Below are 23,968 nucleotides of genomic sequence, written 5' to 3'. Positions count from 1 at the left end.
CCATGATTAAATTAAATTTTACGAATACAAGAGGTCAATCAATAGAGTTATACGGTTCACCCTTCCGGCTTTCCAATTTCGAGGGGTTGGGTGACGTTGAAGCTGACATCCAAACGCAGAAGTCCCCATTTCAAGACGGTAGCACGTACACCGATGCGTTATTGTTGGAGCGTTATATAAAGCTAGAATTAAAGATTGAAGGAAAAGACGAGGTTGATCTAGCCAATAACAGACGGTTGTTGTCGGGGATATTTAGTCCGAAGTTAGGTCCAGGTATATTGCAATACACGGATGAAAGTGGCTCGAAACAAATTTACGCAGTTGCAGAAGGTGTGCCTACTTATCCGGACGGTTCAACTAATAGGGGAAGAACGTTTCAAAAAGCGCTTTTGTTTTTAGTATGTCCTAATCCCTACTGGCAGGATATCAATCCGATTGTGACAAAACTACAAGACTTCGTGGGCAACTTCTTCTTCCCTATATCATTCCCTGCGAGTTTTTCAATTCGTGGTGACGAGAAGAAATTGTTAAACGAAGGACACGCACCCACGCCGATTAAAGTCACATTTAGAGGTGAAGCAGTCAATCCGATGATTACGAAGGTCTCCACAGGCGAATTCATCCGAATTAACCGGACAATTCCCGCTGAACATAGTTTGGTAATTACGACGGACTTCGATTACAGGACGGTCCGTATCCTAGACCCATACGGAAATGAAAAAAACGCAATGGGTTATATCGACTTGGACGGCACGTTTTTCTCTCTCGATGTGGGCGAGAACAACCTGAAATTCATTACAAGTGGTGGTAATCCCGAAGTGTTTATAGAGTATCGAAATTTGTATTTAGGGGTGTGATTGAATGGCTGAACACAGTAAATTCTTTGATAGTTTAAATCCGCTCGATCCCGATAAAGTTTATACCGCTGATGAGTTTATAGATTACTTTGAAAAACTCATTACGACCGGAATTATGAAGAGTGAAGCGAACATGTTAAAAGTCGAAACAAGCGGGTCGAACATGAATACCACGGTTGATACAGGCGCCGCTTATCTGAATGGTAGGCTCTATGAAAACGACGCCAAATTATCATTAACACACGAGGTTGAAGCGTTGGGGAAATCACGCATTGACCGCGTGGTAGTTCGATTAGTATTGAGTGTGGATGCGCGATATATTAAAGCGTTCGTTAAGAAGGGTGTGGCGGGTGTTTCTCCGATTGCGCCACCTTTGGAACGTACTGGTGACATATATGAAATATCACTAGCTCAGGTCAAAGTGATTGGTGGGCAGACATATATCAATGTTGCCGATGTTGTGGATGAACGAGGGAAAGTTGATATTTGTCCGTGGGCGGGTAGTAAGATTTTGCCTAACTTTAATGATGCGGCTTTGGCTGAATTGGTTGCAAAAGTTGAAAACCTTACAGCGAATACATCTTGGAAAACGACAACGCTGCTTAATGGATGGGCAGGTACTTTTGAATATCGAAAAAATGCGGTCGGTATCTTGGAGTTATCTTTTATAGCGAACGCGACAAACACACATCCCACAACATTGATAGCCACTCTGCCAGCGGATTATAGACCACGCAGAACGACCGTCTTTCCTGTTATTCATGCAGGGAATGGAAGTATGGTCGGTGCTCAAATTTTTATACAATCCAATGGCGAAGTGCGGTTTGCGGGAGGGTCGGTAATATCTGCCGGAATTAACTACGGATTCAATGTCACGATTCCGTCGCAGTAGATGTCACGACAGGAAAGGAGGATGACGCAAATTGAAACCTATACGAATATTCACACCTGACATAGATTTACTAGGAGAGATTAGCAATTATGAATCTCTTTTTTTTGTGCGTTCTTTTCACGGAATTGGCGATTTGGAATTACGTATCAACCGACACAAAAATTACACCGACACCCTGCAAAAAGGAAACATCATCGTTGTCGGCAATGACAAGCATAAAGCGTACATTATCCTCCACAGAGAAATAGAGCTAGATGAGGCGGGCAAGGTAACAGAAAACTGGCTCATCAAAGCGCTTGAATTAAAAGCAGTAACGGGCGACCGTATAACATTGCCACCTTCCCATACGGCTCAGGATAACAAATCTGCACCTGCTGAGACGGTCATGAAACATTACGTTAATGGGAATGTCATAAATCCTGTAGACAGCAAACGGAAGATTCCGCAGATGTTGCTTGCACCTGACTTAAACCGTGGTCCACACATCAACTGGCAGTCCCGATTTAAAAATCTTGCTGAAGAGCAAGCGGAAATATCTTTAGTATCTGGCATCGGTTGGGGCGCACGCGTGGATTATGATTTGCGGAAATGGATATTCGACGTTTCAGAAGGACGAGATTTAACCGTCAATCAAGAGGTCCATTCACCTGTTATTTTCAGTCCACAGTTTGACAATATCAAAAACATGCAATATGTCGAGTCAGATTTAAATTTTAAAAACATGGCATATATCGCAGGTCAAGGTGAAGGTGTTGAACGGCGCGTGGTCGAACTTGGGCAAGCGTCTGGGTTAGCGCGCAAGGAGCTATTTGTGGATGCTAGGGACGTATCAGAGGAAACGGATATCGAAGGTGAAGATCCCGTACTTCGCCCTCCACAGGAGATAATCACAGACCTTATTAATCGAGGTGAACAAAAGCTTGCTGAAATGATACAGGAAATATTCTTAGAAGCACAAATTATGACGCCTGTAAAAACTGTGGACATTGAAAAACAAACGCACTTTGCAACACAATTCCAGATTGTGGAGTCGGTTAAAATAACTGAGGGATTCGCGTCATCTTTTGTCTATGAGCGAGATTATGATTTAGGTGATATCGCGACAATTCAAAATACGGATTGGGGTGTTACGAAAAATGCTCGGATTACCGAGGCTAAGGAAATCTATGAGCCGGACGGATTCCAACTCTATGTGACATTTGGAAACAGTCGTCCCACATTGATTAGCAAAATTAAGCAGGAATTATCCGGTATGAGAACAGAAATAACAAAGTGAGGTGAGGTTTATGAACGTAACGGATAAAGAATTATTGAGGGCGAAGGGTATTCCTGCACCTCAATATTATAATGAAGGAACTGGGAAATTTGAAGTTATCACAGGGCGCGATGGAGCAAACGCATTTATTGAAAAAGGACAAGTGACGGTAGATTCCTTTGGTGGTTCCGCGGATGTAACAAAAACATACGGGACTAAAAAGTTCGGGGTTGCCGTTATTAATTTAGGTACGTCTGATTTAACTTTTACAGTTAATGATATTACGATACCTGTTTACCCCGGCACTGCGTTCGGTTCTTTATTTGAAGGTTTTACTGAAATAACCATTAACACTACATCGAAATTTGATTGCGTTATAAAGGAGTGATGACAAATGGGATGGAACATAAATGACCCATCTTTGGGTAACGACCCCGCTTATTTAACGCCTAGAATTGTAAAGCTCGAAAGAGACAAGTTAAACACTTCCGAATTAGGCGCAACAGTTGCAACGCTAGTTGATGGCCAAGTTCCACTAGACCAATTGCCGGATATTGAAACTGGCGGTGTGAAAAGTGTCAACAGTAAATTACCTGATGTAAATGGTGACGTAGCAATCACAATACCATCAACTCCCGAAGACGTAGGTTTAAGCAACGTCGATAACGTCAAGCAGATGTCTATCGCGGGCGGGACATATACAGGTATTGCGAAAGCACATCCAAACACATCGTACACAGTCGCTCAATTGCACAACGTCATTTTATCAACAGGCGACCCAACAGGCGGCAATAACGGAGATATTTGGATTAAGTATGTGTGAGGTGATAATTTATGGCTACAGGTGACTTAAAAAAGTTCGGGACCGCTACGTTTAGTGGAACCAAGCAACTTAATCCAACTAATCCTAAAGGTTCTGGCAACATTCCTTCCGGTTCATTAGCCACACTAAACATCGTCAATTCTGATGCGGATGACGCTTATTTAATACGATGGATTGAGGTTGTCGACAATGACAAGTTGCTGCACATTAGCGACAGAGCTGTCGCGTCAAACGTTTCTTGGAATGAATTGAACGCCCAAGGGCTTATAGCGGGGAAAAACGTCACTATCGATGGTAAAGCTTACCTGTTGCGAGTCCTTTCCGGCGGTACTTCTGGAAGAGGTTCTAATAACGGAGCTTTTCCGATAGGCAACGAATGGGATAGGATAGTCGGCAACGAGAGTGGTTATGCAAATTTACCGACACCTACACCGACCGATTTAACGAACGTAGTAGCAAACGAGTTCGGCGTTCACAACCGTTTTTGGAATTGGTTTAGAGTGTGGACTTGGACTGATGAATGGTCGAGGGGGTGGGCGACGGCTAATTATTTCGCCGCAAATCCACACTCATATAAGGATAAAGAAACGGTATGGCGACCTGTCTTGGAGTCCGTTGCTATAAAAAAGCCCAACCTATCGCCAAATATCAACGGAGTCTACCACAAATACTCCGACGGGTGGGTAAATATTAACGGAACATATCGTAAAATCGATTCCATCCACACGAATATAAACGGCATATGGCGAAAGTCGTAAAGGAGGAAAACGATGATTGACATCGTAATATTTGACCGTCCATTGATCGGATACAAACAAAATAACGCAGTCGTCTACGCGAGTGTTCCGCATGAATTATCCGATGTGGACGCTAAACAATATGGCTATGAGCAAGTTAAATCGGCATTAGAATATGAACGGACGCGGGATTCTCCTTCAATTGACGGTAGTGAGATGGGAGCAATTGAAACGTTCATTCCTGAATTACCGAAAGTGAAAGCGTTGAAATTAATCGGTGATACTTACGTTCAATTTGAGGAAGATGAAACGGAACGAACGCTAGCTTTTACTATTGAAGCTACGGATCAATATGGCGACCCGATTGAGCGTGATTGGGAATGGACGGGCGCAGTTGACGGTGTGTTGACTGTTACACCGATTGACGAAGGTTTGACGGTTACAGTATCCGCTGATGGCGTCACTGCTAGCATTGATGTTAGTGTTTATCCATATGTTGAGCCTGTTCATGAAAAAACTATCGAGGAAAAACTAAACGAACTGTCGGTAAACCTAGGAAACACTCAAGCCCAATCATTCAACACAGATACGGCCTTAATGGAATTTATGGATTACTACTTTGAAAATGGAGGAATGTAAAATGGCGGTATTAGGATTCAGAACGACTAACTATGCGGTATGTATTTATGTTCACGGGACACAAAGGATTGCGAACATCGCAAGTGAATACCACGAACCGGTGAAGCAGTATGCGGCGAAGAAATATACAATTGAGCATTATGCGCCCGAGAATAATCGGACAAAGCAACTTGATATCGCATTGGCGAACGGTTATATCACAGTAGCAGAGTATGATGAAACGATTGCTTATATGGATACACCACTTGAAATGCTAATTGAGGATTGAACAATAACACTCGGTGAGGTGTATTTTTTTATGTCTGAAATCTAATTACCTATTAAATATATGAAAAGTAAAAGACCTCATTTGCGTTTGAGGTCTTTCTTTGAATTCAAATCAATGGTTAGAAGAGAGTAAATATTGTTTTGATTAGTTGAATGATATTCACTATTATAGTTGTTGATTTTATTATCGATTTTTTCAATTTCTTTGTTAGTTTCTTTAATAGACGTTTCCAAGGTACTTATTGCGTTTGTAAGTCTACCTAATTCAACATTGTCTCTTTCCTTCTCGACGATGACATTATATAAGGCTGAAACAGCTAAAAGTAAAGATAAACAAGCTATTAGCAATCCGAGAACAGTTAAAAAATTTGAATCTTCGGGAGGGATCATAGTTAGTCTGTAAATTGATGCGCATCCACCGGAAAATGCCATAATAGCTATTATGGTATAAAGGATTTTCATGTTTGATTCCTCCTAAGTAAATAATGCCTAGACGCAATTATATCAAACTATTAGGAGATTTGTGAGGAAATGAGGAGAATCAATGAATCTACCAATCTGAATCATAACGCGTCAATTATAGTTGCTTGTAGAAATCGTCCAACGTTGATTAGCAAGATTAAGCAGGAGTTGAGTGGGATGCGGAATGAGATGGTGAGGTAAATGCGGCTTAGGCTAGCGTTATTTTTTATGACATTTCAATTTTGTTCTATCTATTTTACTATGATATGGTATTTTTATCATGTAGGATATTATTGGAATGGGTGGTATAAAAATGAATGAAGAATTGTTTAAATTATTGAAAAGAGAACTTGAAGACCGTTCACATTATTATCATAAGGGAACAGAAGAATTAATAAAAATACTCGTCCTTGAAACAAGAAAAAGTCTTGAAACCATTTTGAAAGAGAATTCTTACTTTCCCTATGAGCCAATAGAATTACAAACAGTTTTAAAAGAATTTTTTGTTGAATGGAATAATGAAATGGAAGGTATTCTAGAGCGATTAGAGGAAGAAAAAGTAAATCTCGATGAAGATCTTGATGAAGATTTGCTTGAAGAACAGTATGAGACTATTAAAGAAGACATGAGATTTATGGAGTCAGTTTTTGATTTTGCGACAGATGTAGAAAATTTCCAAGCAAACGATAATTAATCGTACTTTTCAGAAGAATTTTAGTACAAACTTTCAAGTGGATATCCTTGATTAACAAAAAATGTAGCTTAATTGAATCTTGTAATAAAAAACATTAAAGATTATTAAAAATATTTTGTAGCTAGGTACTTTCAATCGAGAGTGCTTAATCTTTACCTGGAAATAAGAATTGATGAGATTTGGAGAAGTGGATAGCGGGTATAATTGGGGGAGGTGGAGTTACTGATGAGGATAAGTTCAGATTCACTTGAAACATTCGAACAAGAAATCTATTCCTGTCGGGATTGTCGAGTAGATATCCCGAAAAGTAAGGTGAATAAGGATACTTGGTGTTGTGATTATTGCGGGGAAAAGGTGATTATTGATATTGGTAAACGGCATAATTTAGCTAGGTTATATCCGCACGAGATGAACAATTTTGATATGGTGTATGATCAATATTCGGAGAAATTTTACGGTATCAAAGGTATTAACAATAAGGAAGAGAAATCTATTATTGGTGTCGAGGGATATCGGGGAATAACAGTTCGTGAGGATGAACTAGTTAATTGCATGTGGGTAATCCGATGAAATTAGTACCTGCAAGATAGGACTAATTTTTCAGCGACATTAAGCAAATCAAGAACGTCCAATTGGGGGCGTTCTTTTAATTTACTAAAAATAAGGAGTGAACTATATGGGAGGAATTAATCTGGAACATTTAGATATCGTACACATGTATTTATTCGGGGGAGTTAAGTTTCTACATTTTTTATTAATCTTAATGGCATTAGATATTATCACTGGAATCTTTAAGGCTTATAAGAATGAGAATTTATGGAGTCGGAAGAGTCTATTTGGATATGCGAGGAAACTATTGGTTCTCGTCATGATAATCACGGCTAACATTATTGACCAAATACTAGGTATGAGCGGCGCAGTAACATATGCGACCGTTCTTTTTTATATCGTAAATGAAGCATTGTCCATAATGGAAAACATGGCTGAGCTCGGTGTATTAGTACCAGCAGGATTAGCGTCGAAATTGAAGGTTATTGAATCAAGCAATCAATCATTTTCAGAGGAGATACGTGAAGAGCTGATTGGCTCGAAAGTGGACCATCAATTAATTGTCGCTAAAATCGACAATCGAATTAGTGCGAAAGTGGATGAGTTGGTTGATATTCAAAAGGATCAATTGAAGGAAGGTGAGTGACCATGTCGTACACAATAATTAACATCTTTATTCCGGCAACCCTCTATCCACTCAAAGCGCCATACGCAATGATGCCAGAATATATCACCATCCACAATACTTACAACGATGCTACAGCAGCCAATGAGATTGCTTATATGACCCGTAATACAAATCCAGTAAGTTACCACGTAGCCATCGACGACAAGCAAGCATTACAAGCCATCCCTTTTACACGTAACGCCTTTCACGCGGGGGATGGTCTGGGCAAAGGTAATCGAGCATCCATCGGAATTGAAATTTGTTATTCGAAATCTGGTGGACCTAAATATGTAGCTGCAGAAGAAAATACTGTTGAATATGTAGCTCATTTACTAAAGCAATACGGCTGGGGAATCGATCGCGTGAAATGGCATCGTGATTGGAGTGGGAAGAATTGTCCTCATAGAATCATCGATGAAGGACGTACCAAGTCAGTTAAGGACCGGATAGCGTCTAAATTAAAAGAGTTGAATAACCCAACACCACCAAAGGAGGAAATACGAATGTTCAAACCAAGTTCTGCAACGCTTAAAGCGGCTTACGAGCAGTTTCTAACAGGCGCAATTAAAGATGGTACGATTGCCGCTAAGTGGCTCACAGATTTTAAGGCGAATAAGTTGTCACTTGATGATGCGCTTGCTCTTAAAGTTATTGTTGATCAGCGTGAGAAATAAGTAAGACCAAAGTAAAAAGCGGAACCTCCACAGAATTAATTGTGGTAGGCCGCTTTTTTTATTTGCCAAGACACAGTCATCTATTCTTGGTTTACATACATAATTCACTTATCCCTACCAAAGTAAACGTGGAAAGATAAAATTGATTATTGAAAGTAAAAGGCGACTACTCTTAATTGAGCGGTCGCCTTTTTTTGTTTGTCGAATTAAAGAGGTATTCAAATGAATAAGGACGAATAGAGAATAATACCCTGTCCTTATTCAACTAAAGGGGCAGTTTACTTTAATAAAGGGAGACGAAAAACAATATGATAGATTCATGTAAATGTAATGAAACATATGATTTAAAAGTTGAAGCAGATATAGGTGCCGACGCTATATGGTGTAATAAATGTTATTATAACTTTGACATAGAATATGTCCCAATTTCAATCGAGCTGAAGTCGGAATTAATGGAATGGATATCGAAATATGGTGAATGGATTGATTGGGATAATGATGAAATAGTTCCTAGTGGGATTGAACTTGAAGAAAAACATAATAAACAAGGACTGAAATTAACAGAAAAAGTACAAAAAGAACTCGATGGTAAATATAAAGTTTCGTTTTCACCTTCTACATATGCAAAAAGACGTGCAAATAAAAATCAATAATCCTTGTTCAACTAACGTGGTGCTTTAGTTCAACAACAGGAGATCGTCAATTGACGGTCTTTTTATTTGTCCAGTTGTCTGTGGAAAGGTTAAATAAGTACAAAGCAAAAGCGACCCGTCCACAGATTATATTGTGGGTAGGTCGATTGTTTATTTGCACTTGTAAACTTCTAAATATACCCATATGATGAAGGTTACTGACCGTGGATATTTGAAGATGGTCGGATACATATAATTCATTGAAAAATGGTTGTTCAACAAACGGGCCATTTAATTGAACAGTAAGGGGGATTTATACATGTTGTTGCTATCGACCGTTTTAAGCGCAATAGCAAGTGGATTACTCATTTTAAGTGCTGCTTTTTATTTACGGCATTTACAAAAAACTAAAACACAAAGAAAACTTACATCTTTTGAATCGACAATGTACATTGTCATACAGCTTGCATATATTCTCTTTGCAATCAGCTTACTGATTGGGATATTTTTCAGATAGAATTTACTTCCGCAATCGGGCGCGATTGTTGGATAAATATTTTTTAGAAAAGGGTGGCTTCGGCTACTCTTAATTTGTAGGTAATTTAAAAATAATCAAAAAGCGACTACTCTTAATTGAGCGGTCGCCTTTTTTTGTTTGTCGAATTAAAGAGGTATCCGTATGAATAAGGACGAATAAAGAATAAAGCTCTGTTCTTATTCAACTAACAGGTAGTATATTAGAGCTTAATTAGAGAATTTAAAATTAACAAGATAAGGAGTGTAGTATTTTGGAACACGAATTAAAGGAGTTTATCGAGAAGTGTGATAAAGCAATAAAACAGGAAGATTTTGATACTCTGAAGAACTACTATACTGATGATGCGATTCTGGTAGTAAAACCAGAAATGATTGCCCGAGGAAAAGAGGAAATCAAACAAGCATTTATTAAAATTGCGAAATATTTTAATAATAGTCTTGTCCCAGCACAGGGAGAAATGATTATTCTAGAAGCCGGAGATACTGCATTAGTTATTTCTCAAACACTACTTGATGCCGATAAAAATGAAACGGAATATTCTATGGATAGAAGGGCGACATATGTATTTAAGAAAAATTCGCATGGCGAATGGCTTTGTGCAATCGATAACTCATATGGTACAGACTTAATCAATAAGTAGACTTTTATTATATAGGACCAAAGCAAAATCGGCTCCTCCACAGATCAGCTTGTGGATGGGCCGCTTTTTTGTTTAAGCGAGTTTGCAAGGTTCCAACTTTACCCATAGAATAAAGGCTAAAGAATTGAATAATAGATTAATAGGGGGGCGTCTTTATAGGTATCTTAAATAATCCTGTAACTACAAATAAAGAAGATGCAGGAATCTTGGAAGGACGGACAATTATGAAGGAAAAGAGTGAGATTTTTTTAAAGCTATATTCTTTATTGTTTGGGTCAGGGATGGCCAAAGATTTGAGACCTGTAAATTGCACGACACTGCTTGCGATAGCGTCATTCATAGACGACAAGGGAAACTGTTGCCCGACACAAGTACATATTGCCGAAGTCACAGGCATGTCTACAACTACTGTGAATAAGGCCGTTAATGCTTTACTGGAGTTCAAAGTAAATGGGAAATCAATAATTACTCGTGAATTTGTTCAGCAAGCACAATTTACATACTCCTACTACACTTTTCACCTGATTTGACGCTTTACATAGGTAATGTAGGAAACAGGACGCACAGGGCTTCAGATTAAAAAGAATAAATATTTCTTATTAAACTAACGGAGCAGTAGAGTTGAACAAGGAAAAGTTTACAGAGAATATAAGTTAATAGAAAATAGTGAAAAGCGGGGTTCGAAAATGGAGAAAGTTCTTGAAAAACTAAAAGAATTAGAGTCAGGTGAAGTGGGAATTATTATATATTCTCAAGTAAAACAGAATATACTTTTATCATTAAATAAAGGTTTAATAATACCTCTTGCTTCTGCGGCAAAAGTTGCAATTGCCTTTTGTATAGCAAAATTAGTTGAAGAAAGACACTATAAATGGACTGACATTATTGAAGATGTAATTTTAAATCCAGAAGAGGATAGTAACGAAGTGTATCCTCACTTTCAAAGTAGAGAAAATTTGGCACTCCAAGATGCGGTTGAAGTGATGATAGCCTGTCATGATAGCTTTGTTGCAGATAGAATTGTTCAATTTTGTGGTGGATGGGAAATGATTAACAATAAAATAAAATCATATTTTAAAAACATAAATATCACTCAAAATCCAAGAGACTTGGATAACAACGGAGAAATGAGTGAGATGCTAGAACTTTTACGATTAATATATCAAGGGTACAAAACTAATCCTGATTTATGGATTCCAGTTATTAATGGTTTAGTTAGGCAACGAGGCAATATAGAAGGTATACCAAGCCATTTCTTAAATCATATGACTGGCGGATTAGATAATGTAATAGTTGACATCGGTATAATGGGAGAGTTTTCCAAAAACCCGTTATTATTTGTTTTGGGTGCAAAGGAGTTACCAAATCGATATAAAGAGAAATTAGCAGATGAAATTATTATTGATGCAATGAAATTACTTTATGATGAGTATTGCAATCAGGAAGTTGCGCTAGAAAATAAAAGTCTATCTAATTAATAGTGCAACTTAAACTAACGGGCGGTTTAGTTCAACAACAGGAGATCGTTTATTGACGGTCTTTTTTATATGCCCAAAATATCTAAGATGTATCGTTTTAAAGGTTAATTGGTAATATTTTATAATTTCCATTTCGAGCTTGCAACGCGAACGGTCGTTCTATATACTAATGAAAAAGGGAGGGAACAAGTGTGCGTAATCAATTAATTAAGTCTACAGTGTATAACGAGCCCTTGGATATGATGTACATGGCTGCAGACGGTTCAATCAGCAAGCGAAGAATCAGCGTACTACAGGTCGGTGAGGCATCATTTCGCGCATTCTGTTTCTTACGTAAATCCAAGCGTACTTTTACAATTGATAACGTGCTCGCGCTTGTTCCCGTAATTACGAAAGAACGTGCATTAATATGATGGACTACAGTAAGTTTCCCGACCGACAAATCGCCTGTATCGATATGATGAGCTTCTACGCGAGCTGCATGGCTACATTGCATAATATAGATGTCCAAGCAGTTCCTATTGCTGTTGTAGGCAGTTTTAAACAAAGTGGGTCGGTTGTATTAGCTGCCAGTCCACCCATGAAAAAGAGATTTCGAATCAAGACGGGGCATCGATTATTTGAAATACCAAGTCATCCCGAAATTCGATTATTCGAGCCGCAAATGGCACATTTTCTTGAAATGTCAATGTCCATCACACGAATCCTCCATAAATACGTACCTGCAGAGGCTATACATGTCTACTCGGTCGATGAATCGTTTATTGACCTAACAGGAACCGAGAAGCTATGGGGCGATCCAGAACAAACTGTTAAGGATATACAAGCGGAAATACTGGAAACTTTAAATTTACCTTCCACAGCTGGCATGGGACCAAACATGTTAATGGCAAAGTTGGCTCTGGATCTCGAAGCAAAGAAAACAGGCTTTGCAAAATGGACCTATGAAGATGTGCCGACGAAACTATGGCCTATATCACCATTAAGTGAAATGTGGGGTATTGGCAGCCGGACGGAAAAGTCATTAAACGACATCAGTATATTTTCGGTTGGAGATCTAGCGAAAGCAGATTTGAAAAGGCTCGAAAAGAAGTTTGGTGTTATGGGCAATCAATATTATCATCATGCATGGGGAATCGATTTATCAGAGCTGGGTGCTCCACTCTTGGAAGGTCAAGCGAAGAGTTACGGCAAAGGACAGACGCTATATAGGGATTACGTGACCCGTGAATCCGTTCTCGTTGTCATATTGGAGATGTGTGAGGATGTTTCTCGTCGGGCAAGAGAGGCAAGAAGAGAGGGCAGGACTGTTCACCTTGGGATTGGTTACAGTAAGCATTCGTTCGGTGGCGGATTTAGTCGGTCACTATCAATAGAAGAAGCTACAAATGACACAATGAAGATTTACCGAACTTGCATGGCTTTATTCGATAAATTTCATGATGGCCGTCCTGTACGTAAAATCACGATTTCAATCACCAATCTTGAAGATGAAACGTCCATGCAGCTAAGCTTTTTTGATGAACATAAGGTCCGGAATCGCAAATTAGGAATGGTTATGGATAATATTCGTGATAGGTATGGATCCACAGCAATGCTAAGAGCCGTGTCGCTCACGGAAGATGGTACCGCAATCGGTCGTTCGAAGTTAGTCGGCGGTCACAAGTAATGGGAGGATTATCATGATAAGAGATCGTGGCAATATTAAATGGACTGCGATGATGCTATCAGAGCACGTCGCAGAGTTGCATAGATGGCAAAATGAAGATAATTACGAAGAACGTCCGCAGCTTGATGATTTTGATTTACAAGCTATCCAGTATGAAATAGAAGTTGCACAAAAAAGGGAATGCACAGTACACGTAAAGTTTTGGGATAAAGGGAATTCCGTGTTTTACATGGGTGTCATTCGAGAAGTAAATGTCGAGTCGATGTGGATTACGGTTGATAGCCCGTTTGGGAGGGACCGTATGCCGGTGAAGGATATAATAAGTGTCCAATGCGCAGAATAACGCCTAGAAGCCCTTTCCTGTCTTGGATTGGGTTTTTTGTTTGTCGTTAATTGTCGAAATATTATAAAAGGACTTACTTCCCACCTGTCGAATAGTGATAGATAGGAGGAATGTAAATATGAAATGCATGGTATGTGAAACGTCGTTTAGTCCATCGGACATACTTGTAATGGAGGATGACGAGTTGCCGATTTGTGAAAAATGTGAATGGAAAGAACACTACATTCTCGTTGAATATGACGGAAAGGAAGATTTGCTTGATCATTTGAAAATAAAGGTTCATAAAAAAAGAAGATGTTCGTATTGCGATCGCGGTCTAGTAGAATTACATAGTATTAAATTTGGGAATCCAATTGCAGCCGTTGTTTGTTGTGACGACTGTAAAAAGGAAGATAAAATGAACATATATTTACGTATGACTTAATTTGAAAAAAAGAGAGGGTTAATCTCACCTGAAAACAACAGCCACCTACTCGGTTGAGAAGATGGCTGTTGTTATTTTTATTATCCTTTTCCTGTGCTTATACATAGAAGGTTTTCAATAAATGTGGTCTTTTTTCGTGAAACCACATTTCCGACCACGCTAATGTGGTCTATTTTGTGGTCCGCTCACAATTAAATCACAAAAATAGAATGGCAAGGAAGAGCACAGAATAGAAAAGCGATGCAAAAACGCTCTACACCGGATTTCGATAACCGAATTCATGATGTGAATATGACAGGGAAAGTTGTTTTAAATGATGATTGTTCTCTTGATTATTTCGGTTCTCATTCTCATTGCAATCCCGAATGTCACAAAGCATTCTAAGTCAATTGATGAAAAGGGGTGTGATGCTTATATGCAAATGGTTCAAGGACAAATTGAAGCGTTTAAAATGGATGAAAAACATCTGCCGACCTCCCTTGCAGAAATGACTGAAAAGGAATATCTGCCCGAAAATGCCCAGTGCCCTGATGGAACGCAATTGTCAATTGATGGTGATGGGAAAGTGGATAAGGTGGGGGGAACCGCCAGTTTTGGAGCAGACTAAGGAAAGTGGATTCACGTTCCTTGAAATGGTTCTAGTATTAGCTGTTTTGTCAATTATAACAGCAATCATTTTGCCTATAGGTGACAAATGGATACAAGCTGAATCTGAGGATGACGCGCTTCAAGCATTTATAGCTACTGTCTATAATTTACAAGCTTATTCGATGGCAAACTATGTAGCAACAGGATTGCAATTCAAGGATTCGGGAACTGAATATATCACATCTTATTTGGTGGACGGGGAAGTGAAAGTTGAAGTTGCACGAAACGTTTTTCCTAATGGGATGCGTTTGGCAGGCACGAGCCAATTGAAGGCGATTGAATTTCGTGGAAATGGAGATATCCTGAAGTCTGGTACAATGGCATTCTTAACGAGTTCCGGAATTATCGAAATACGATTTCAGTTTCAGCGTGGAAGGATGATTATCTATGAATGAAGGGGGATACTCATGGCCGGAAGCGGTACTTACATTGACGATTGTGATTGTAATATTTGGGACACTACTTCCATTTGCTTCAATAGTGAACTCAAAGTTACAAATAAAGAAGGCGCATATGTATGCGGCGGAAACTACTCATCAAGGGGCTATTTATTTTAGAGCGTATGGTTTGATGGAGGGTGTCCGTCGAGTTGATGGAGTGGATTATAATTGGACTATTGACGGACAATCCGTTTGTGTGTCTTATGAGATAGTCGAGAAGGTGTTCAATAAATGCGTTCATTCGTGAAGAAACCAAATGAACAGGGCTATACATTTTTAGAAAGTATCTTTCAACTAATCATCATGACCATTTTCATTCATCTATTCCTATTATTTTTCTTCTGGAAAGGCTCGATAGAACAACACTATACAGATTACTCATCAACTGAATGGGAATTATTCTCGGCCGATTTACAATACCTTCTATCTGACGTCAACGAAATCCGATTGGTTAACGGTGGAAGTGCAATCCGGCTTAAGAACAATCGGGGGCTGATTGATATTGAACAAAGCGGAACAGTTATCCGGAAGCGAGTAGACACAACTGGGCATATTCCTTTAGTTACAGGAGTAAAGGCAGTCACGTTTACATTTGATGGAATAACTATAACTGCTAATGTGACAATGTTGAATGATTCCATTAAAGTAAGGGGTTTTGCGGTTGGATTTTATCCGAAATGAACATGGGGCCATGCTTGCGGCCGCAATTATTTTATTATTTTTCGTTAGTCTCTTTCTTTTCTCCCTCGTTTCATGGCATGATAGTATTCAAAGAAGTTATGATTCGCTTGAAACGTATTATGAAAACGAAACGGTGAGAACAATGAAACGGAACGGATAAAACTATTCGTTCTGCCAAGTGGGTGATGACATGAAAAAAGTGTATTTGATTGGCTATATGGGATGTGGGAAGAGTGCGATCGGTAAACGACTCAGCTTTGCGACGAAAATGCCATATTATGATATGGATACTGAAATCGTGAGGATGACTGGTTTGACGATCCCCCAAATATTTGAAATGTATGGTGAAGAACGTTTTCGTGAAATGGAAACGGAGTTCCTTCGCACGTTCCGTGATGAATTTTGTATCATTGCGACAGGTGGTGGTGTGGCGATGCGTAAAGAAAATAGGGAGATTATGCGGGAAACAGGTCTTGTCTTTTTTCTGAATGCTCCGTTTCGTGACATATGGCGACGGATTTCCACGGACCGAAACCGACCGATTGTACAAAGATCGACACGCTCCGACCTTGAACAGTTGTTTAATAATCGAAAACCTCAATATCTACATGGTGCACATTTTAAAGTCGAAACGGAAAATCGATCTTTGCGTGACATTGTGGATTATATCGCATTCCAAATAGGAAGACTTAAAGGGGAAATATAAATGAAGACGAAAATAAACCACCGATTATCGTTTTCTTATTCCTTTAATTGGACGAAAATTTAATTAATGACCAAAAAGACGAACGATTTATAGTTAATATCTATTTTAGTTCGTTAAAACGACTGTCAATTAAAAAGTATTGCGCTTTTAAAAATGAAATGTTAAGATATAAGGCGAAAGGGCATTAGTTGTCCGAATCTTAGTTATCTTTATTTCAATTGAATAACGCGAATGATTGTATGGGGAGAGCACGCAATGGCGTCGCCGAAGGAGCAAGTAACTTATTGTTATGAATCTCTCAGGTAACAAGACTCATACATGACGCATCTCTGGAGAGCGCCGGTTAAGCTGGTCACCAACGAGGAAAGCCGCAAGGTCAAACTTTCAGGTACAAGGACAGAGGTTTCCTAATTAGGGGACCTCTGTCTTTTTTTATCAAATTTTTAAGGGGGAATAGAACTTGTCAGAGTCATTGAAACGCACGGTTCTTTTTGACAGTTACGCTGAATACGGCGGTAAAACGATTGATTTTGGTGGTTGGGAATTACCTGTTCAGTTTTCAAGCATTAAAGCTGAACACGAAGCTGTACGGACAAAAGCAGGTCTTTTTGATGTTTCGCACATGGGCGAAGTGCTTGTCACAGGAGAAGGCGCATTATCATATTTGCAAAAGATGGTTACGAACGATGTATCGAAACTTAAAGACGGACAAGCTCAATACACGGCTATGTGTTATGAAAGTGGCGGGACTGTGGATGATCTTTTAATCTACAAACGTGGGGATAATAATTACCTTTTGGTAGTCAATGCTTCAAATATCGACAAAGATCTTGAGTGGATGAATAGCCATACTACGGACGATGTCAAAATTGAGGACGCATCATCTTCTTACGCACTGCTTGCATTGCAAGGACCTATTGCGCAAGAAGTACTTCAAACATTGACGGATGAGCCTTTAGCAGACATTAAGTTTTTCCGTTTCAAAGAAAATGTTGACATTTCCGGACACCAAGTTCTTGTTTCGCGTACTGGATACACGGGAGAAGATGGATTCGAAATTTACGGCTCTCCTGAAGCAATTGTCGCATTATGGAGTGTTATTCTGAAAGCGGGCGCAAGTGAAGGTGTTGTACCAGCAGGTCTTGGTGCACGTGATACACTACGTTTTGAGGCTGGTTTACCACTATATGGACAAGAACTATCAAAAGATATTTCACCACTTGAAACGGGCCTTGGCTTCGTTGTGAAGTTGAATAAAGAAGAGGATTTCTTTGGTAAAGAAGTTCTAGCTTCCCAAAAAGAAAATGGTGTGCCGCGTAAACTTGTCGGCGTGGAAATGATCGACAAAGGAATTCCGCGTACAGGTTATAAAGTATTCCTTGGCGAAGAACAAATTGGTGAAGTAACAACGGGTACACAATCACCGACACTTAAAAAGAACATTGGTTTTGCACTTCTAAACAGTGAACACACTGCTGAAGGAACTGAAATTGAAGTCGAAATTCGTGCTAAGCGTTTGAAAGCAGTAATTATCGCTACACCATTTTATAAACGCTAATCATATACCATCTATGAAAAGGGGTTAAGAGGACATGCAGCATCGTTATATTCCAATGACTGAAACCGATCGCGATGAAATGATGAAAACAATCGGAATTACTTCCGTAGATGAACTTTTTGAAGATATTCCTGAAAAGGTTAGATTTAAAGGCGAGTACAATATTAAAAAAGCGAAATCCGAGTCTTCTTTGACAAAAGAACTTTCAAAACTTGCAGCGAAAAATGCGGATGCGCGTACATATGCATCATTCCTTGGCGCAGGTGTCTATGATCATTACAAGCCGATCATTGTCGACCATGTCATTTCACGATCCGAGTTCTATACGGCTTATACACCTTACCAACCGGAAATCTCGCAAGGTGAATTGCAGGCTATCTTTGAATTCCAGACAATGATCTGTGAACTGACAGGTATGGATCTTGCAAACTCATCTATGTATGACGGCGGAACGGCTCTTGCAGAAGCGGGTACGCTTGCATCAGGTCATACACGCCGTAAAAAACTTCTTATTTCTGAAACAGTTAACCCTGAATCGCGTGATGTTGTACTTTCTTATGCGTCTGGGCAGTATATCGAAGTGGTCACAATTCCACAAAAAGATGGCGTAACTGATATGGCTAAGCTAGAAGAAATGATGGATGAGGATACAGCTGCTGTCCTTGTACAATACCCAAATTTCTTTGGTCAAATCGAAGACATTCAAAAAATTGGTGAAATTGCACATGCTAAAGGCGGACTGTTCGTTGTTTCATCAAATCCGCTTGCACTTGGCATACTAACACCACCAGGTAAGCTTGGTGCCGACATTACAGTTGGTGATGCACAACCATTCGGTATTCCTGAATCATTTGGCGGACCACATTGTGGTTATTTTGCGGTGACGAAAAAGTTGATGCGTAAAGTTCCAGGTCGTCTTGTTGGAGAAACAACTGATGATGAAGGCCGTCGTGGCTACGTGTTGACACTTCAAGCGCGTGAACAACATATCCGCCGTGATAAAGCGACGTCTAATATCTGTTCAAACCAAGCGTTGAACGCACTTGCTGCTTCTGTAGCGATGACTGCGCTCGGTAAAATAGGCGCACAAGAAATCGCCTACCAGAACATTGTTAAAACACGCTATGCGAAAGAAACCTTTGAAAAAGCTGGCTTCGACGTTAAATTTAGTGGATCACATTTCAACGAAATCGTCGTTGATTGCAAACGGTCTGTAAAAGAAGTAAATGCAAACCTATTTACAAAAGGGATTATCGGTGGTTATGACTTAGGCCTGACGTATCCTGAATTTGCTAACCATGCACTAATCGCCGTTACAGAACAGCGTACGAAAGAAGAAATCGATGCACTTGTGCAGGAAATGGAGGCCCTTCATGCATAAAGATAACCAGGCGTTAATTTTCGAACTTACTAGAGAAGGACGGATAGGTTATAGTCTTCCTGAACTTGATGTCCCTGAACTTGACCTTTCCAATCTATTACCAAAGGGATTTGTACGCGAGGAAGCTGCTGAACTTCCGGAAGTTTCTGAACTTGACATTATGCGTCATTACACTGCACTTTCCAATCGTAACCATGGTATCGATTCAGGATTTTATCCACTTGGATCATGTACGATGAAATATAATCCGAAAATCAACGAATCCGTTGCACGTTATCCTGGATTCGCGAATATTCATCCATTGCAAGAAGAGTCGACTGTTCAAGGTGCACTAGAGGTTTTATATGACCTGCAAGAGCATCTTGTAGAAATTACAGGAATGGATGAAGTGACACTTCAGCCGGCGGCAGGAGCGCACGGCGAGTGGACAGCATTGATGATGATTCGGGCTTTCCATGAAGCTAACGGCGACTTCAAACGTACAAAAGTACTTGTTCCCGATTCTGCACACGGTACAAACCCGGCATCAGCTACAGTTGCTGGTTTCGACACGATTACAGTCAAGTCAGGTGAAGACGGACTTGTAGATCTTGAGGACCTGAAACGACATGTAGGGGATGACACGGCGGCGCTTATGCTGACGAATCCGAATACACTTGGTCTTTTTGAAGAAGAAATTCTTGAAATGGCTGAGATCGTTCATGCTGCTGGCGGAAAACTTTATTATGACGGCGCAAACTTGAATGCGGTTATGTCTAAAGCACGCCCTGGCGATATGGGCTTCGATGCTGTTCACTTAAACTTGCACAAAACATTCACAGGACCACATGGTGGCGGTGGACCAGGTTCAGGTCCGGTTGGCGTGAAGAAGGATCTTATTCCATTCCTGCCGAAACCAGTCCTTGTGAAAAAAGATGAAGTTTACACATTTGAATACAATTTACCACAATCGATTGGTCGTGTTAAACCGTTCTACGGTAACTTCGGTATCTATCTGCGTGCATACACGTATATTCGTTCAATGGGGCCAGATGGCCTGAAAGCTGTTACGGAATATGCCGTATTGAATGCGAACTACATGATGCGCAGATTGGAGCCACATTTCGATTTGCCATATAACCGTCATTGTAAACATGAATTTGTTCTGTCGGGTCGCCGTCAGAAGAAACTTGGCGTGCGTACGCTGGATATGGCGAAGCGACTGCTTGACTTTGGCTATCACCCGCCTACAATTTACTTCCCACTTAACGTTGAGGAAGGCATGATGATTGAGCCTACAGAAACAGAATCGAAAGAAACACTCGATGCATTCTGTGATGCACTTATTCAAATTGCGAAAGAAGTGGAAGAAAACCCGGAAATCGTACAAAACGCACCGCATACAACTGTTATCAATCGTCTTGATGAAACGAAAGCGGCACGTTTCCCTGTACTTCGTTATACAAAAGCATAAGTTTGTAATTAGTCGCTAGTGAAAAAGCAAAGCATGCAGAGAAAGTAATTTATTTCTCTGCATGCTTTTTTGTCATTTTTAGGAGTAACTTTGAATGGAGAAGGATATGATCACATTGGAACAATTTTTGTTTGAATTCTCTTTATATCCCGAGGGTAATGCTGAATTGGTACTGTAATAATTAGTGGAGGTTAGGAAACGTAGCTTGGTTCGTTAGGAAAAAGAGAAAACAATTATAAATCCATTGGTTTCTCTTTTTGTCCGATCATATTCAATTCGCATTATGGAAGTGATTTTACTTTTCTTTACTACATATAATTAAAGAAAAGGAGTGGGGAAGATAAAACAGTCAAAAAGGACTTTATTTGTACTGTGTATTGTAGGCGTTTTTCTAGTAGTTTACGGATCAGCCATCGTCTTACGACTTCTATTAGGGAATTTTTTATTAGATGGTGGACTAACCAATCTGAATTACTTATTACTTACTCTTTTATGTGTGGTACCATTTCTATTATATTTATTGATCAGCAAGAATTATTGTGAAAAAGTTACGGAAGTAATTTTGATAAGCGGGCTCTTCTTTTTGATTTTTTTTGTTTACTCTAACTTTATGCTTGTGTTTTCTATGACTGAACAATCACAGGCGATTGCAGTCAGATTATTGATGATTTATCCCGCGTTAGCATTAATATTAGTAGTTGTTTTACATTTTACTCAAGGTAGAAATGCAGGAAGTAAGAATTTATTTGAACGTTAATGTGATCTCTTTTTAACTTTGGGAATCTTGTTCACAATTATAGCTTTCTTCGAAATCAGAGCAAGAAACTCTAAACAAAAAGATGATATTTCGTTCGAATACGAACGGAATATCATCTTTTTAAATTCCAATAAACTTACACACTTACGAACGTTTTCCAATGAAGGAAGAAGTTTCTGTTTTATTTACTTTTCACTTTACCTGTCCATTGACGGAAACCGCCTTGCAGGTGAAACAGTTGTTGATAGTCTTTTTTCTTTAAGAATAATGCTCCACGTGCACTTTTTCCGCCATTTTGATCGTACAAATAAACGGGCTTGTCTGAACGGATCTCTTTAAACCGTTGACGGAACTGAGAATAAGGGATATTGCGCGCACCTAAAATATGACCGGCATCATAATCTTTTGCCTCACGTACATCAATCAGTTGTGCTTTCCGATACCCTTCGATAAATTGCTCCTGCGTCAAGTTTGTAACGGCTTTACGCAGACGTAGCATCGTCACAACGAAATAAATGATTACGATGAGAGCGACGGCTCCTAAAAATATATAATTCAAAACAACTTTCCCCTTTCTCTCTACCTTTTCATTATAAAGATTGAACAGCACTTGTTCAATGGGCAAGCTCTTTTTTGATGTCGGTTAAAAAGCCATTATGATCAAAAGTTTGAACTTTTACTGGTTAATCCCTCCTTTTATAATTCGGATTTCGGTCATGTGGTGTTATCGCAGGAAGTAAAAGTGGCAAGATACTTTTTCACTAGAAGAGAGCGGAGTGAGTAAGGTACTTAGTTGTCCTTCGACTTAGCTAGTAAATAACCTAATATATAACCATAAATAATATGCCCAGCCATCCAGTATGAAAAAGAAGGAAAACTCCTGAAGTCTGGTGTTTTGTCTGAAAAGGTTGTTGTAGGAAAAAGGGCGATACCGATAATGAGGCAGACAGTAGTAGCCGTAACTATGATTTGCTTTCGGGAAGATATTTTTAGGTGAACAAACAACAGATACAAACAAATTGCTAAAGCGATTGAGACGAGTAGGTGAAAACCTACTTCAATTAGTTCTGGAAAAGCGAACGTGTTGATATAAGGAATATAATCGACGTTTAATAACAGTGTGTAAACTGTTAAGTGAGTAATTAGTTCAACGCCTTTCAAAAATGTTGCTAAAACTAAACCGGAGAGTAATCCGTATAAAATAGCATTTTTCAATCCTGTCTTTGTTAAAATCATGCCATCACTCCTTTTAAATTTTTCCATGTACGCAAACCGTGTTTAGCTTCTTAATTAGTGAGGCAAACTACAATAATGTTGAAAAAAGGGAGTAGATCATTATGAATGCAAAAAAAACAGCACTGAAAATCCTAAAAGAAAGCTTCGTGGGTACGATGGCGACTATTCAACAGAATAAGCCCCATACAAGATACATGACGTTTTTCAGTGATGAATTTATACTCTACACCGCAACATCGAAAAAAACGCAGAAAGTGGATGAACTTGAAAAAAATCCATATACGCACATATTAATCGGTTACGATGGAAAAGGTATTGGAGATGACTATCTAGAAATTGAAGGGACTGTCACTATTTCAGACGATGAAAGCTTTAAAGAGAAGGTTTGGAATAAGCATATGGCATCATGGTTTAGTGGTCCAGAAGATCCGAATCTCATCATTTTGAAAGTTTTACCCGATTCAATACGCTTAATGAATAACAATGGTGAAGAACCGCAAATGATTGAATTATGAATAGCGGGTGCCGGCTAAACAAGCCGGTGCCCTATTTTTGATCACTAGGATTGCCCCCAAAAAAATTCTTAGTTGCATAGTCGATTGCACTCGTGCCCCTAAGGTGAATATCGGTGTGCTCATTTTTTAGGGCTAATTTTTCGTTTATTTATAATAAGCTGGAATCCTTTTTAAAGGAAATAGTTGTTTACGCTCTGACTATTCAAAGGGGAAAAGGTTACGGGATAGGGTTTAAATCTGCAATATGCATATAGAAACAGTATTATGGAAGAAGTGTTACTGTCCGAACAAGCTAAATTACGACTATCGATACTGTCGGTTAATCCGTATACATATCCTAAATAGAGAAACAA

The 23,968-nt window shown here is 39.3% G+C and carries 34 protein-coding genes and 1 riboswitch; of the genes, 31 read left to right on the top strand and 3 right to left on the bottom strand.

Annotation, left to right across the window (positions count from 1 at the left end; genetic code table 11):
* Positions 1-2: 2 nt before the first annotated feature.
* Genes MKY15_RS20575 through MKY15_RS20540 form a run of 8 tightly spaced genes read left to right on the top strand, consistent with a single transcriptional unit; the run spans position 3 to position 5,471 of the window.
* A complete protein-coding gene (locus tag MKY15_RS20575) occupies positions 3-857 on the top strand; it encodes a phage tail family protein (RefSeq protein ID WP_342538442.1) in 855 nt (284 codons plus the stop codon).
* Between the two features lie 4 nt (positions 858-861).
* Complete coding sequence (locus MKY15_RS20570) at positions 862-1,749, top strand: hypothetical protein (protein ID WP_342538441.1); 888 nt, start codon at positions 862-864, stop codon at positions 1,747-1,749.
* Between the two features lie 31 nt (positions 1,750-1,780).
* Complete coding sequence (locus tag MKY15_RS20565; RefSeq protein ID WP_342538440.1) at positions 1,781-3,025, top strand: siphovirus ReqiPepy6 Gp37-like family protein; 1,245 nt, start codon at positions 1,781-1,783, stop codon at positions 3,023-3,025.
* Between the two features lie 10 nt (positions 3,026-3,035).
* The gene (locus MKY15_RS20560; RefSeq protein ID WP_342538439.1) at positions 3,036-3,392 is read left to right on the top strand and encodes a hypothetical protein; all 357 of its coding nucleotides are present in this window, start codon (positions 3,036-3,038) and stop codon (positions 3,390-3,392) included.
* Between the two features lie 6 nt (positions 3,393-3,398).
* Positions 3,399-3,827 (top strand): hypothetical protein, encoded by a 429-nt coding sequence (locus MKY15_RS20555; protein ID WP_342538438.1) that lies wholly within the window; start codon positions 3,399-3,401, stop codon positions 3,825-3,827.
* Positions 3,828-3,838: 11 nt separating this feature from the next.
* Positions 3,839-4,585, top strand: coding sequence for a hypothetical protein (locus MKY15_RS20550; protein WP_342538437.1), 747 nt, complete (start codon positions 3,839-3,841; stop codon positions 4,583-4,585).
* Positions 4,586-4,597: 12 nt separating this feature from the next.
* Positions 4,598-5,203 carry a hypothetical protein gene (locus MKY15_RS20545; protein WP_342538436.1) on the top strand — a complete coding sequence of 202 codons (606 nt, stop codon included), beginning with the start codon at positions 4,598-4,600 and terminating at the stop codon, positions 5,201-5,203.
* Position 5,204: 1 nt separating this feature from the next.
* A complete protein-coding gene (locus tag MKY15_RS20540; protein ID WP_342538434.1) occupies positions 5,205-5,471 on the top strand; it encodes a hypothetical protein in 267 nt (88 codons plus the stop codon).
* A gap of 77 nt (positions 5,472-5,548) precedes the next feature.
* Here MKY15_RS20540 and MKY15_RS20535 read toward each other — a convergent pair whose 3' ends face one another.
* Positions 5,549-5,932, bottom strand: coding sequence for a hypothetical protein (locus MKY15_RS20535; RefSeq protein ID WP_342538433.1), 384 nt, complete (start codon positions 5,930-5,932; stop codon positions 5,549-5,551).
* Between the two features lie 313 nt (positions 5,933-6,245).
* On the opposite strand from MKY15_RS20535, the gene MKY15_RS20530 reads away from it, so the two are divergent.
* The 22 genes from MKY15_RS20530 (at position 6,246) to gcvPB (ending at position 21,107) form a co-directional block, all read left to right on the top strand.
* Positions 6,246-6,626: a hypothetical protein gene (locus MKY15_RS20530; protein WP_342538432.1), complete on the top strand. Its 381-nt coding sequence runs from the start codon at positions 6,246-6,248 to the stop codon at positions 6,624-6,626.
* Between the two features lie 225 nt (positions 6,627-6,851).
* Positions 6,852-7,196, top strand: coding sequence for a hypothetical protein (locus MKY15_RS20525; RefSeq protein ID WP_342538431.1), 345 nt, complete (start codon positions 6,852-6,854; stop codon positions 7,194-7,196).
* Between the two features lie 106 nt (positions 7,197-7,302).
* Entirely contained in the window at positions 7,303-7,821 is a 519-nt protein-coding gene (locus MKY15_RS20520; RefSeq protein WP_342538430.1) for a phage holin family protein, read from the top strand.
* Positions 7,822-7,823: 2 nt separating this feature from the next.
* Positions 7,824-8,516, top strand: a complete 693-nt coding sequence (locus MKY15_RS20515) for an N-acetylmuramoyl-L-alanine amidase (RefSeq protein WP_342538429.1) — start codon at positions 7,824-7,826, stop codon at positions 8,514-8,516.
* Between the two features lie 308 nt (positions 8,517-8,824).
* Positions 8,825-9,169 carry a hypothetical protein gene (locus MKY15_RS20510; protein ID WP_342538428.1) on the top strand — a complete coding sequence of 115 codons (345 nt, stop codon included), beginning with the start codon at positions 8,825-8,827 and terminating at the stop codon, positions 9,167-9,169.
* A 298-nt stretch (positions 9,170-9,467) separates the two neighbouring features.
* Positions 9,468-9,665 (top strand): hypothetical protein, encoded by a 198-nt coding sequence (locus MKY15_RS20505; protein ID WP_342538427.1) that lies wholly within the window; start codon positions 9,468-9,470, stop codon positions 9,663-9,665.
* Positions 9,666-9,936: 271 nt separating this feature from the next.
* Positions 9,937-10,326: a nuclear transport factor 2 family protein gene (locus tag MKY15_RS20500; RefSeq protein ID WP_342538426.1), complete on the top strand. Its 390-nt coding sequence runs from the start codon at positions 9,937-9,939 to the stop codon at positions 10,324-10,326.
* A gap of 224 nt (positions 10,327-10,550) precedes the next feature.
* On the top strand, positions 10,551-10,856 hold the full coding sequence (locus tag MKY15_RS20495) for a helix-turn-helix domain-containing protein (protein WP_342538425.1): 306 nt from the start codon (positions 10,551-10,553) through the stop codon (positions 10,854-10,856).
* Between the two features lie 156 nt (positions 10,857-11,012).
* Positions 11,013-11,804, top strand: coding sequence for a serine hydrolase (locus tag MKY15_RS20490; RefSeq protein ID WP_342538424.1), 792 nt, complete (start codon positions 11,013-11,015; stop codon positions 11,802-11,804).
* 191 nt (positions 11,805-11,995) lie between these two features.
* On the top strand, positions 11,996-12,217 hold the full coding sequence (locus tag MKY15_RS20485; RefSeq protein ID WP_342538423.1) for a transcriptional regulator: 222 nt from the start codon (positions 11,996-11,998) through the stop codon (positions 12,215-12,217).
* The gene (locus MKY15_RS20480) at positions 12,217-13,473 is read left to right on the top strand and encodes a UV damage repair protein UvrX (RefSeq protein ID WP_342539794.1); all 1,257 of its coding nucleotides are present in this window, start codon (positions 12,217-12,219) and stop codon (positions 13,471-13,473) included. The genes MKY15_RS20485 and MKY15_RS20480 overlap by 1 nt, the downstream gene beginning before the upstream one ends.
* 13 nt (positions 13,474-13,486) lie before the next feature.
* Entirely contained in the window at positions 13,487-13,816 is a 330-nt protein-coding gene (locus MKY15_RS20475; protein ID WP_342538422.1) for a YolD-like family protein, read from the top strand.
* A gap of 118 nt (positions 13,817-13,934) precedes the next feature.
* Positions 13,935-14,240 carry a hypothetical protein gene (locus MKY15_RS20470; RefSeq protein ID WP_342538421.1) on the top strand — a complete coding sequence of 102 codons (306 nt, stop codon included), beginning with the start codon at positions 13,935-13,937 and terminating at the stop codon, positions 14,238-14,240.
* A 313-nt stretch (positions 14,241-14,553) separates the two neighbouring features.
* Entirely contained in the window at positions 14,554-14,847 is a 294-nt protein-coding gene (comGC, locus tag MKY15_RS20465; RefSeq protein WP_067209960.1) for a competence type IV pilus major pilin ComGC, read from the top strand.
* Positions 14,834-15,283, top strand: a complete 450-nt coding sequence (locus MKY15_RS20460; protein ID WP_067209959.1) for a type II secretion system protein — start codon at positions 14,834-14,836, stop codon at positions 15,281-15,283. The genes comGC and MKY15_RS20460 overlap by 14 nt, the downstream gene beginning before the upstream one ends.
* Positions 15,276-15,575, top strand: a complete 300-nt coding sequence (locus MKY15_RS20455) for a hypothetical protein (protein WP_342538420.1) — start codon at positions 15,276-15,278, stop codon at positions 15,573-15,575. Before MKY15_RS20460 ends, MKY15_RS20455 begins: the two co-directional genes overlap by 8 nt.
* Positions 15,560-16,009, top strand: a complete 450-nt coding sequence (gene comGF / locus MKY15_RS20450; protein WP_187045008.1) for a competence type IV pilus minor pilin ComGF — start codon at positions 15,560-15,562, stop codon at positions 16,007-16,009. Before MKY15_RS20455 ends, comGF begins: the two co-directional genes overlap by 16 nt.
* Entirely contained in the window at positions 15,990-16,169 is a 180-nt protein-coding gene (locus MKY15_RS20445) for a hypothetical protein (RefSeq protein WP_187045007.1), read from the top strand. The genes comGF and MKY15_RS20445 overlap by 20 nt, the downstream gene beginning before the upstream one ends.
* Before the next feature lie 30 nt (positions 16,170-16,199).
* Positions 16,200-16,715, top strand: a complete 516-nt coding sequence (locus MKY15_RS20440) for a shikimate kinase (RefSeq protein ID WP_187045006.1) — start codon at positions 16,200-16,202, stop codon at positions 16,713-16,715.
* A 231-nt stretch (positions 16,716-16,946) separates the two neighbouring features.
* A riboswitch (glycine riboswitch) is annotated at positions 16,947-17,039 on the top strand.
* Positions 17,040-17,175: 136 nt separating this feature from the next.
* Positions 17,176-18,273, top strand: coding sequence for a glycine cleavage system aminomethyltransferase GcvT (gene gcvT, locus MKY15_RS20435; RefSeq protein WP_067209946.1), 1,098 nt, complete (start codon positions 17,176-17,178; stop codon positions 18,271-18,273).
* Positions 18,274-18,307: 34 nt separating this feature from the next.
* On the top strand, positions 18,308-19,654 hold the full coding sequence (gene gcvPA / locus MKY15_RS20430; RefSeq protein ID WP_187045005.1) for an aminomethyl-transferring glycine dehydrogenase subunit GcvPA: 1,347 nt from the start codon (positions 18,308-18,310) through the stop codon (positions 19,652-19,654).
* The gene (gcvPB, locus tag MKY15_RS20425) at positions 19,647-21,107 is read left to right on the top strand and encodes an aminomethyl-transferring glycine dehydrogenase subunit GcvPB (RefSeq protein WP_067209940.1); all 1,461 of its coding nucleotides are present in this window, start codon (positions 19,647-19,649) and stop codon (positions 21,105-21,107) included. The genes gcvPA and gcvPB overlap by 8 nt, the downstream gene beginning before the upstream one ends.
* A gap of 938 nt (positions 21,108-22,045) precedes the next feature.
* Here the strand turns inward: gcvPB and MKY15_RS20420 are convergent.
* Both MKY15_RS20420 and MKY15_RS20415 read right to left on the bottom strand, forming a co-directional pair.
* A complete protein-coding gene (locus tag MKY15_RS20420) occupies positions 22,046-22,423 on the bottom strand; it encodes a rhodanese-like domain-containing protein (RefSeq protein ID WP_067209937.1) in 378 nt (125 codons plus the stop codon).
* 230 nt (positions 22,424-22,653) lie between these two features.
* Positions 22,654-23,100 carry a hypothetical protein gene (locus tag MKY15_RS20415; protein ID WP_197485316.1) on the bottom strand — a complete coding sequence of 149 codons (447 nt, stop codon included), beginning with the start codon at positions 23,098-23,100 and terminating at the stop codon, positions 22,654-22,656.
* Between the two features lie 101 nt (positions 23,101-23,201).
* Here MKY15_RS20415 and MKY15_RS20410 point away from each other — a divergent pair, with 101 nt between their 5' ends.
* Entirely contained in the window at positions 23,202-23,615 is a 414-nt protein-coding gene (locus MKY15_RS20410) for a pyridoxamine 5'-phosphate oxidase family protein (protein ID WP_187045004.1), read from the top strand.
* Positions 23,616-23,968 lie beyond the last annotated feature (353 nt).

Source organism: Sporosarcina sp. FSL K6-1540 (assembly GCF_038620285.1).
GTDB lineage: Bacteria > Bacillota > Bacilli > Bacillales_A > Planococcaceae > Sporosarcina > Sporosarcina psychrophila.
This window is presented reverse-complemented; position numbering and strand designations above follow the sequence as displayed.

Coding starts and splice junctions, on each gene's coding strand:
- MKY15_RS20575 (WP_342538442.1), top strand. CDS start 3: ATGATTAAATTAAATTTTACGAATACAAGAGGTCAATCAATAGAGTTA.
- MKY15_RS20570 (WP_342538441.1), top strand. CDS start 862: ATGGCTGAACACAGTAAATTCTTTGATAGTTTAAATCCGCTCGATCCC.
- MKY15_RS20560 (WP_342538439.1), top strand. CDS start 3,036: ATGAACGTAACGGATAAAGAATTATTGAGGGCGAAGGGTATTCCTGCA.
- MKY15_RS20555 (WP_342538438.1), top strand. CDS start 3,399: ATGGGATGGAACATAAATGACCCATCTTTGGGTAACGACCCCGCTTAT.
- MKY15_RS20550 (WP_342538437.1), top strand. CDS start 3,839: ATGGCTACAGGTGACTTAAAAAAGTTCGGGACCGCTACGTTTAGTGGA.
- MKY15_RS20545 (WP_342538436.1), top strand. CDS start 4,598: ATGATTGACATCGTAATATTTGACCGTCCATTGATCGGATACAAACAA.
- MKY15_RS20540 (WP_342538434.1), top strand. CDS start 5,205: ATGGCGGTATTAGGATTCAGAACGACTAACTATGCGGTATGTATTTAT.
- MKY15_RS20535 (WP_342538433.1), bottom strand. CDS start 5,932: ATGAAAATCCTTTATACCATAATAGCTATTATGGCATTTTCCGGTGGA.
- MKY15_RS20530 (WP_342538432.1), top strand. CDS start 6,246: ATGAATGAAGAATTGTTTAAATTATTGAAAAGAGAACTTGAAGACCGT.
- MKY15_RS20525 (WP_342538431.1), top strand. CDS start 6,852: ATGAGGATAAGTTCAGATTCACTTGAAACATTCGAACAAGAAATCTAT.
- MKY15_RS20520 (WP_342538430.1), top strand. CDS start 7,303: ATGGGAGGAATTAATCTGGAACATTTAGATATCGTACACATGTATTTA.
- MKY15_RS20515 (WP_342538429.1), top strand. CDS start 7,824: ATGTCGTACACAATAATTAACATCTTTATTCCGGCAACCCTCTATCCA.
- MKY15_RS20510 (WP_342538428.1), top strand. CDS start 8,825: ATGATAGATTCATGTAAATGTAATGAAACATATGATTTAAAAGTTGAA.
- MKY15_RS20505 (WP_342538427.1), top strand. CDS start 9,468: ATGTTGTTGCTATCGACCGTTTTAAGCGCAATAGCAAGTGGATTACTC.
- MKY15_RS20495 (WP_342538425.1), top strand. CDS start 10,551: ATGAAGGAAAAGAGTGAGATTTTTTTAAAGCTATATTCTTTATTGTTT.
- MKY15_RS20490 (WP_342538424.1), top strand. CDS start 11,013: ATGGAGAAAGTTCTTGAAAAACTAAAAGAATTAGAGTCAGGTGAAGTG.
- MKY15_RS20480 (WP_342539794.1), top strand. CDS start 12,217: ATGGACTACAGTAAGTTTCCCGACCGACAAATCGCCTGTATCGATATG.
- MKY15_RS20475 (WP_342538422.1), top strand. CDS start 13,487: ATGATAAGAGATCGTGGCAATATTAAATGGACTGCGATGATGCTATCA.
- MKY15_RS20470 (WP_342538421.1), top strand. CDS start 13,935: ATGAAATGCATGGTATGTGAAACGTCGTTTAGTCCATCGGACATACTT.
- comGC (WP_067209960.1), top strand. CDS start 14,554: ATGATGATTGTTCTCTTGATTATTTCGGTTCTCATTCTCATTGCAATC.
- MKY15_RS20455 (WP_342538420.1), top strand. CDS start 15,276: ATGAATGAAGGGGGATACTCATGGCCGGAAGCGGTACTTACATTGACG.
- comGF (WP_187045008.1), top strand. CDS start 15,560: ATGCGTTCATTCGTGAAGAAACCAAATGAACAGGGCTATACATTTTTA.
- MKY15_RS20440 (WP_187045006.1), top strand. CDS start 16,200: ATGAAAAAAGTGTATTTGATTGGCTATATGGGATGTGGGAAGAGTGCG.
- gcvPA (WP_187045005.1), top strand. CDS start 18,308: ATGCAGCATCGTTATATTCCAATGACTGAAACCGATCGCGATGAAATG.
- gcvPB (WP_067209940.1), top strand. CDS start 19,647: ATGCATAAAGATAACCAGGCGTTAATTTTCGAACTTACTAGAGAAGGA.
- MKY15_RS20415 (WP_197485316.1), bottom strand. CDS start 23,100: ATGATTTTAACAAAGACAGGATTGAAAAATGCTATTTTATACGGATTA.
- MKY15_RS20410 (WP_187045004.1), top strand. CDS start 23,202: ATGAATGCAAAAAAAACAGCACTGAAAATCCTAAAAGAAAGCTTCGTG.